This is a genomic window from Frigidibacter albus, assembly GCF_009908165.1.
In the GTDB taxonomy this organism is placed as follows: domain Bacteria; phylum Pseudomonadota; class Alphaproteobacteria; order Rhodobacterales; family Rhodobacteraceae; genus Frigidibacter; species Frigidibacter albus.
Genome location: NZ_JAAAUC010000035.1, coordinates 1 through 1,949, shown reverse-complemented (window position 1 = coordinate 1,949; position 1,949 = coordinate 1). Strand labels below are relative to the sequence as shown.

3 protein-coding genes are annotated in these 1,949 nt (G+C 64.6%); all 3 read right to left on the bottom strand.

The features are described 5' to 3' along the window. Positions 1 to 1,103 (bottom strand): IS66 family transposase (gene tnpC / locus GVY41_RS20015; protein WP_161656936.1); only part of this gene is annotated, 1,103 nt, incomplete at its 3' end. A 58-nt stretch (positions 1,104 to 1,161) separates the two neighbouring features. Then, on the bottom strand, positions 1,162 to 1,509 hold the full coding sequence (gene tnpB / locus GVY41_RS20010) for an IS66 family insertion sequence element accessory protein TnpB (protein ID WP_161348735.1): 348 nt from the start codon (positions 1,507 to 1,509) through the stop codon (positions 1,162 to 1,164). Further along, positions 1,506 to 1,865, bottom strand: a complete 360-nt coding sequence (gene tnpA, locus GVY41_RS20005) for an IS66-like element accessory protein TnpA (RefSeq protein ID WP_229726148.1) — start codon at positions 1,863 to 1,865, stop codon at positions 1,506 to 1,508. The genes tnpB and tnpA overlap by 4 nt, the downstream gene beginning before the upstream one ends. Positions 1,866 to 1,949: the final 84 nt, after the last annotated feature.

The window sequence follows — 1,949 nt, the reverse complement described above, 5'->3', positions numbered from 1 at the left end:
AGTTCGACACGGACATCCGGTGGCGACCCTCGGGCCTCCTTCTCGATGGCGTAGAGCTGTGCGATCCGGCCGATGGCCTCTTCGGCGATCGGTGAACCTTGCGACCGGTGGATGTCGACGAACTTGCGCCGCACATGAGCCATGCAGGCGACCTCGCGGATGGTGCCTGAGCGGTAGAGATCCTCGAACCCGGCGTAGCCATCGGCATGCATCCAGCCGCGGAAACGGGCGAGGTGATCCTTGGGATGCTGGCCCTTCCGGTCGCCCGAGAAGCGATACCATGCAGCGGGCGCGGCGGTGCCGCCCCAAGGGCGTTCGTCCCGGGCATAGGTCCAGAGCCGTGCGGTCTGTGTCTTGCCGGTGCCGGGAGCCAGCATGCTGATGGGCGTGTCGTCCGCGAAGATCGCTTCGGCCGACAGGACATGGCGCCCGATGGCCTCGGCCAGAGGTTCCAGAAGGGCAGTGGATTTGCCGACCCAATCGGCGAGGGTCGAACGATCAAGATCGAGCCCCTCACGGTCGAAGATCTGGCTCTGACGATACAATGGAAGATGGTCCGCATACTTGCTGACCAGCACATGGGCCAAGAGACCCGGCCCCGGACGGCCACGCTCGATCGGGCGAGACGGCAGCGGAGCCTGAACAAACCGTTCGCAGCAGGTGCAGGTCAGGCGGGGGCGGACGATGCGGTTCACGATGAAGCGCCCAGGAACGTATTCGAGTTCTTCCGTCACATCCTCGCCGATTCGACGCAGGCGGCCGCCGCAATCGGCACAGGCATCGGCACCGGGGCTCAGTTCCACTTCCATCCGTGGAATGTGATCGGGGATCGGACGACGCTTGGGTTTGTCCTTCTCCTCGATGTCGGGCAGCTTCATCCGCGCGGTCATCGCGGCGGCAGCGATCTCGCTGGTCTCGAGTGCCAGCTGAAGCTGTTCCGCCGTCTCGGACGACGCCCCGAAGCGATGAGCCCGATGCCCGGCCAACTGGTGCCGCAGCTTCTCGATCAGGATCGCCTGCGCCTTTACCTCCGCCAGAAGCCGCGCGGTGAAGCTGCGCAGCTCCTCGGGGTCTTCGGGCAAGGTCAGGGTTTGATCCAGCATGCAAGAAGTTTATCCCACTGTATTCGTTGTGGGAATCATTGATTGCAGGGTGAGCAGATTATCCCGCTGCCAAGGGCCGCCATGTCCGCTGCGGTGCCCGCCAGTCGATCCCTTCCAAGAGCATCGACAACTGGGCAGGCGACAGCGCGACCTTCCCGTCCTTTGCCGACGGCCAGACGAACCGCCCCTTCTCCAGCCGCTTCAGGAACATGCACGCCCCCTGACCATCCCACCAGATGACCTTCACCAGATCGCCTCGGCGACCTCGGAAGACGAATAGATGCCCGGCAAACGGATCCTGCTTCAGCACGGCTTCGGCCTGCGCCGCCAGCGCAGCAAAGCCCTTGCGCATGTCCGTCACGCCGGCCGCCAACCAGACCCGCGTGTTGGCTGGAACCGGGATCAAACCGACAGTCCCCGGATCAGCCGGGCCAACGCCTCGGGATCATAGCCACCACTGATGCGCATCCGGTGCCCGCCAGCCAGCTCGATCTCGATGTGGTTCTCGGCGGCAGGTGCTGCCACGGTCGACCTGGTCTCCGCGACAATCTCTACGGGCAGAAAGCGCGCCTCCTCTGGCCGGGGCAGAGCCGAGGCGGGGTCCGGCGCGAACCGAGGATCGCGCAACCACTTGAAGATCAGGTTCGCGTTCACAGCGTAGCGCCGGGCAACCTGAGCCACCGAAACACCCGGCGCAGTCGTCTGGAAACAGATCGACCGCTTCTCCTCATCCGTCCAAAGACGCTTCGTCCGACGCGCCACGCCATCACCATAGTGTCCACTATCGATGGTGGACACTATCCGCCTCTCTCACCCCGCGGCAGAGCGGTCGGACCGGACGCTTAC